Origin of the sequence: Dietzia sp. DQ11-44 (assembly GCF_014145205.1) — a bacterium.
Classification (GTDB): Bacteria; Actinomycetota; Actinomycetes; order Mycobacteriales; family Mycobacteriaceae; genus Dietzia; species Dietzia natronolimnaea.
This window is the reverse complement of record NZ_JAALEC010000710.1, coordinates 1-5,835: the sequence shown is the minus strand read 5'-3', so window position 1 is coordinate 5,835 and position 5,835 is coordinate 1. Positions and strand designations below refer to the sequence as shown.

The window sequence follows — 5,835 nt, the reverse complement described above, 5'->3', positions numbered from 1 at the left end:
TGGCGGCCGGCGCGCACACGTAGGTCTCGCGCTCGGCGGCGTCCGGGACGAGACGTCGCAGCAGCTCGGGGCCCAAGCGTCCGGTGGTCAGGCCGTCGCGCTCGGACGGGGCGTCGGTGAACAGGTGGAGCGTGATGCCCGAGTCGCGGGCCAGTCGGCGGAGTTCGGCCTCGTAGATGACGGAGCGCTCGTCGCGGTTGAAATAGAGCGGGGTGGCGTCGGCCCCGGCCCCGGCTTCGCGGGCGATGCGGCGCAGCAGGCTGATGATCGGCGTGATGCCCACCCCGCCGGCGATGAGCAGTGACGGGGTGGCCGGGGAGTCCATCGCGAAGTCTCCCGACCACTGCGGCACGCCGACCAGCGTGAGGTAGCGCCCCGCCTTCAGCGTGTCGTTCACTCGGGCGGAGACCCGACCCCCTGCGACCCGTTTGACGCAGATCTCCAGGGCGTCCGATCCGTCGAGCCGCGAGTCGGTGCTGTCGCGGACGAGGCTGTACTGACGGACCAGCTCGACGCGGCCGGTGCCGGTGCCGTGGTCGTCGTCGTCGACCTCCACCCGTACCGACACGTACGCCCCGGCGTCCCACTCCACGTCCTCCCACCCACGCGGCCTGGCCAGGCGCACGGAGAGCGCGTCACCCCCGGCGACCGGCGTCGCGGACAGGACCCTCGCCGGGACATTGTGGAAGCGCGGCTTGTCCAGGTACGGGGACTCGGGCAGGGGTCGGTAGGTGAAGCCCGAGATCACGCGGCGCCCGAGCGCGAGGGGGTCACGCAGCAACTCGGCCGGCCGCCCGAACTCCCGCTCGCCGAACGGCACGGACAGGCCCGTGAGCGTCTTGGCGATGAGCGGCACCGTCTCCAGCAGCGGGGTCTCGTGATACGGCAGCCCGTACCGGGCGGCGATGGCGCGCACCTCCGGCGCGATCCTGCGCTGCATGGACGGCGGCAGGTCGGGGAACAGGTGGTGCTCGACGTGCGTGTCCAGGCCGCCATAGAAGATCCGCAGGTCGGGACGGTTCTCGAACGGCACCTCCTCCTCCAGGATGCGGGTCAGCGCCTCGTCCAACTGCGGGCTCGGCAGGAAGTTGCGGGTCGCCCGGATCTGCCGCTCGTAGTACTGGTCGGGGGTCTCGTCGGGGCCGGGATCGGTGAACAGTTCCAGCTCGCCCGCGTGGTGTTCGATGAGCACCAGGAACAGCACGGACATGTAGCCCGCGACTCCGCCGAAATAGTTGGCCACCAGGGTCGGGAGCGGCTTCCATCCGGAGCGGAAGGGCTCGTCCACGAATCGGCGGCGCGCGTCCCGGCGGGCGATCCTGGCCGGCGATCGCAGGGTGTAGGCGCTGAAGAACGGGTGGCGGTCGACCTTGCGCGCGATGTTGGCCAGGAAGAACGGTGCCGCGACCGGGGCCATGGCGGCGAGCGCGGAGATGAACGCCACCTGCCCGAGGTGGTGGCCGTACCAGTCCTGGCCCGCGCTGCCGCGGAAGACGCTGTAGCCGAGGTCGTGGTCCTTGCCGACGATGTTGGTGTTGGGGTGGTGGCCCGCGTGGTGCATCGTCTTCCAGTGGCCGGTGTCCACGTTGAAGTCCCAGTCGTAGCGGTCCGAGTGGTACTCGCCGTTGTCCGGCAGGTGGTCGTAGCTGCCGTGGACGATGTTGTGGCCCAGCTCGGAGAACTGCATGAGCCGGTACATCATCTCCAGCGCGGTGGCCCGGCGGATCGCGCGCGGACCCCCCTCGCGCAACAGCTCGCGGCGGCGGGCGTCGATCGCCTGCCCGTAGGCGGTGACGTGGCGGATGTGGTCCAGGTCCTCCTTGCCCACCTCGGCCTTGGCCCGCGCGTAGAGCTCCCCGATCGCCTCGGCCAGCCCGGTCGGTCCTGCCGATTCGGTACCCGTGCGGTTGTCGCTGGCGAGAGTCATGGATGTGACGGTAGCCACCGACGAGGGCCGGGGATAGGGCGTCGGCGGTCGCACATTTGGCATTTTCGGTCACCCGGCGGTGTGCGTTGCTACGGTCGGGCGATGACCTCGCCGTCGGACTCCGCGTCCCCCGTGTGGGTGGTGCCCCGCGGCACCGAGGGGATCCGCATCATGGTGGACGGCGGCGTCGCACGCGGGATGAGGACGGGGGAGTGCCTGGCCGGGACCGGGCTCGACCCCCTGGATCTCGACGACGAGACCGCGCAGATCTGGGCGCATCAGGAGTTCGTGGTGATCCGCAATCTCCTGGGCCGGCTCGGGGACCGACCGGGTCTGGGGGCCGGAATCGGTGCGCATTCGACCCTCGGGCGGACCGGCGTCATCGGCTTCATGATGCTCGCGGGACCCACCGTGCGGGCCGCGCTCGATCGGGCCATCCCGTACCTCGCGCTCTCGCCCACGCACCTGCGGTTCTCGCTCGACGAGGATGCCGCCGCCGGGACCGACCCGGAGAAGGCCTTCCTGGTCGCCGCGGACGACGAGATCCCCGCGGATGTACGCGCCTTCGTGGTGGAACGCGACCTGGCGGGGTTGGCGGCGGCCCTCCGTGGAGCCCAGATCGACGTCGGCACCGCCGGCCTCGAGACGACCCTCGGCCCGGAGAGCGCCGTGATCCTCGGTGAGGCGTGGGGACTGACCGCCGACGAGGTCCGGCCACACGCCGAGCGGAACCGTCTGGTGATCACCCGTGAGCGGCTGGACGCGCGGCTGCCGCAGGGCGACGAGAACACGGCGAAGCTGTTCGAGAGGCAGTGCCGCGACCTGCTCGACGACCGGGTGGCGCGGGTGGGCGTGGCGGGGCAGGTCCGCAGTCGGCTGCAGCACGAGCGCGGGAGTTGGCCGTCGATGGCGGAGGTGGCCGGTGAGCTGCACGTCGATGTCCGCACCCTGCGTCGCCGCCTGGCCGCGGAGGGGACCTCGTTCCGGCGGGTGCTCGACGAGGTGAGGCATCATCGGGCCCTGGATCTACTGGCGCTGCGTGTACCCGTGGCGGAGGTGGCACGCGAGCTCGGGTACTCCGAGACCGCCACCTTCACCCGGACGTTCACCAGGTGGGAGGGCGTCCCGCCCAGTCGAGTACGGCGTTCAGCGGAGACCAGCGGTGACTAGGGTCGTGGAGACCGGGCCATGCGGATCGGGCACCGTTCCGGGGACATCGGCCGCCTTCCGACCACGACCCCAGGAGACCTGAGTTGACCCTGTTCGAGACCCTCAAGGATCGCTGCCGCCCCGAGTGGGAGGCCTACACCCGGCACGAGTTCGTCGAGGAGCTCGGGAGCGGGACGTTGCCCCTCGAGGTGTTCCGCGACTATCTGATCCAGGACTTCCACTTCCTGGTGCAGTTCGCGCGCGCCAACGCGTTGGCCGCGTTCAAGAGCCGCACGCTGGCCGACATCACCGCCGCGCACCAGGCCACGGGGGCGATTCTGGCCGAGACCGAGCTGCATCTGCGGCTGACCGAACGCTGGGGAATCCCGCGCGCCACCCTCGAGGCCGCCGCCGAGAAGCAGGCCACCGTCGCCTACACCCGCTACGTACTCGACTGCGGCATGGTCGGCGACCTGCTCGACCTGCACGTGGCACTGGCGCCGTGCACGATCGGTTACGCCGAGATCGGCGCACACCTGCAGCCCCGGCTCGCCGAGCGCGGCAGCACGGAAGAGCCCGGCACGGGAGAGCGCGGCCGGGCCGGGCACCCGTACGGCGAGTGGATCGCCGAGTACTCGGGCGCGAAGTTCACCGCCGCGTCCCGCGCCGCGATCGCACAGCTCGACGTGCTGTCCGGGGGAGGGCTGACCGACCGCCGTCTCGACGAGCTCACCGAGGTGTTCCGCACGGCCACCAGGCTGGAGGCCGACTTCTGGCAGCAGGCGCTGGACAGCACAGTCGGCCGCTGACCAGCGGAGATCGGAAGGTGGCTCCGCCACTCAGGACCCCAACGACCCCAGCGATCCCATCGGCCCCGTCGGCAGCGGCAGGTCCACCGGCATTCCCGCGGGAGTGGTCCCCTTCTCCGCCATCTGGGCGAGGAGAACCGGCAGCATCTCGGCGAACATGTCGGCTCGGAACTGCAGGGGAGCGGAGGGGTTCGCGAGGTTGCGCAGTTCCAGGGGGTCCGCCGCCAGGTCGTACATCTCGAACACCGGGGGTTCGACCCACTGGGGGTCGAAGTACATCGTGAACTTGCGGGTGCGGTCCCGGACCGTGCGCAGATGGTTCGGCTGGGTGACCGAGGTCTGCCCGTCGGGTTGGCCGATGTTGTCGTCGTCGAAGACGTAGTGGATGACGTCCTGCACCTCTCGGGTCGGGGCCCCCGGGTTCTCGACGGCGTCGGAGATGATCGGCGACAGGTCGGTCCCGCGGAAGTCGAAACCGGCTCGCACCCCGGGCGCCACCTCGGCGATCGTCGCGAGGGTGGGCATGAGGTCCACGAGAGTCGACAGGGCATCGGTCGTCACCCCGGTCGGGAACAATCCGGGGTTACTGATGACCAGCGGCACCAGCATCGTCTCCTCGTAGGCGTTGAACACCTTCTGGCGCATCCCGCCGTGGGACATCGCCATCTCGCCGTGGTCGGAGACCCGGATGATGATCGTGTCCTGCCGTAGGTCGTTGCGCTCCACCGCGTCGATCACGGCGCCGATGTGCTGGTCCACGACCTGTTGCATGTAGGCGTAGAGGTTGGCGTAGTTGCGGGCCTTCTCCTCGCCCACCAGCGGTCCGAGCCCCAACTGGGAGGCCAGGTTGATCTGGGTCTGGGCGCGGGGCTTGTGGTTGAGCGCCAGCACCTCGGTGAACGTCGGCGGCAGGTCGATGCCCATCTGGAAACATCCCGGCGCCGCATCGAGGTAGTTGGTCCCGCCGTCCGGCATCTCCAGGTCCCAGGTCTGCGGATAGGCCAGGATGTCGTGCGGGTTAGCGAAGCTGGCGACCAGCGCGAACGGCCGATCCGGGTCGTTCGGCACCGAGTTCAGGAACTCCACGGCCTCGTCGGCGTAGCGCTGGTCGTTGTTCGCGGTTCCGCCACCGAAGTTCTCCGGCTTGATGTCCTGGCCGGCCTCCGGAGGGCTCCAGCCGTGGAAGCCGAAGCCCTCGACGTCGGCGGGCGTGGGGTCCAGGCCGTCGGCGCCCTTGCTCATGTGCCACTTCCCCCGGTAGTGCACGTCGTATCCGGCCGAGGCGAGCAGTCCGGCCATGTTGGGCGTGGTCGGGGACAACTGTGGCTCGGCATCCGACAGGCTCCCGCCCGACGTGAGGGTGCGGTAGACCCCGTGTTGGGCGGGGTAGATGCCGGTGAACATGGTGCTGCGGCTGGGCGAGCACATGGTGGAGTTGCAGGCGTTGAAGTTGAACGACAGTCCGGTGTCGATCAGTCGCTGGCGCTGCGGCAGGTTCTGCGCGGCCCACCCCTCCGGCCAGAACATCGGTCGCCGTTCCTGATCGGTCATGATGATGACGATGTTGGGGCGCCTGCGGATCCGGCCCTCCCCGATGGCGGCGCCGGCGGCGGGCGTGGTGCCCGGCAGCGCGGAGGATCCGAACGCGGCACCCGCGGCACCCGCGGCGAGGAGGAGCCCGGTGCCGCCGAGGAACGTGCGGCGGGGGATCGACGTGGCGGGGGGAAGGGGAGACGTGGAATGGGACGACGACGAGGTGGGCGACTGCGACATGGTGGACCCCTGGATGACCCGGCCGAGCCAACCCGGGGACCGCGCGGGCGATCTGGGAGGGCGGTCCCGGGGGTCGACCGGGGTGGTGCCGGATGCTTCGGATCGCGGCGATCCCGCGAATGCTGGGTGCGCTTACCGCCCGCTGTGGTGAAGGTTTTCTGAGAATAGCGCCTCATT

4 protein-coding genes are annotated in these 5,835 nt (G+C 70.2%); 2 read left to right on the top strand and 2 right to left on the bottom strand.

All coding sequences use genetic code 11. The features are described from left to right. On the bottom strand, nucleotides 1-1,927 hold a 1,927-nt coding region (locus tag G6018_RS16005), incomplete at its 3' end, for a fatty acid desaturase (RefSeq protein WP_182640146.1). A 102-nt stretch (nucleotides 1,928-2,029) separates the two neighbouring features. Between G6018_RS16005 and G6018_RS16000 the strand changes: the two genes are divergently transcribed. After that, a complete protein-coding gene (locus tag G6018_RS16000) occupies nucleotides 2,030-3,097 on the top strand; it encodes an AraC family transcriptional regulator (RefSeq protein ID WP_182640145.1) in 1,068 nt (355 codons plus the stop codon). An 83-nt stretch (nucleotides 3,098-3,180) separates the two neighbouring features. Then, nucleotides 3,181-3,885, top strand: a complete 705-nt coding sequence (locus G6018_RS15995) for a TenA family protein (RefSeq protein WP_182640144.1) — start codon at nucleotides 3,181-3,183, stop codon at nucleotides 3,883-3,885. Nucleotides 3,886-3,915: 30 nt separating this feature from the next. Here the strand turns inward: G6018_RS15995 and G6018_RS15990 are convergent, their stop codons facing one another. Then, nucleotides 3,916-5,658, bottom strand: coding sequence for a sulfatase-like hydrolase/transferase (locus tag G6018_RS15990; protein WP_182640143.1), 1,743 nt, complete (start codon nucleotides 5,656-5,658; stop codon nucleotides 3,916-3,918). Nucleotides 5,659-5,835 lie beyond the last annotated feature (177 nt).

Coding starts and splice junctions, on each gene's coding strand:
- G6018_RS16000 (WP_182640145.1), top strand. CDS start 2,030: ATGACCTCGCCGTCGGACTCCGCGTCCCCCGTGTGGGTGGTGCCCCGC.
- G6018_RS15990 (WP_182640143.1), bottom strand. CDS start 5,658: ATGTCGCAGTCGCCCACCTCGTCGTCGTCCCATTCCACGTCTCCCCTT.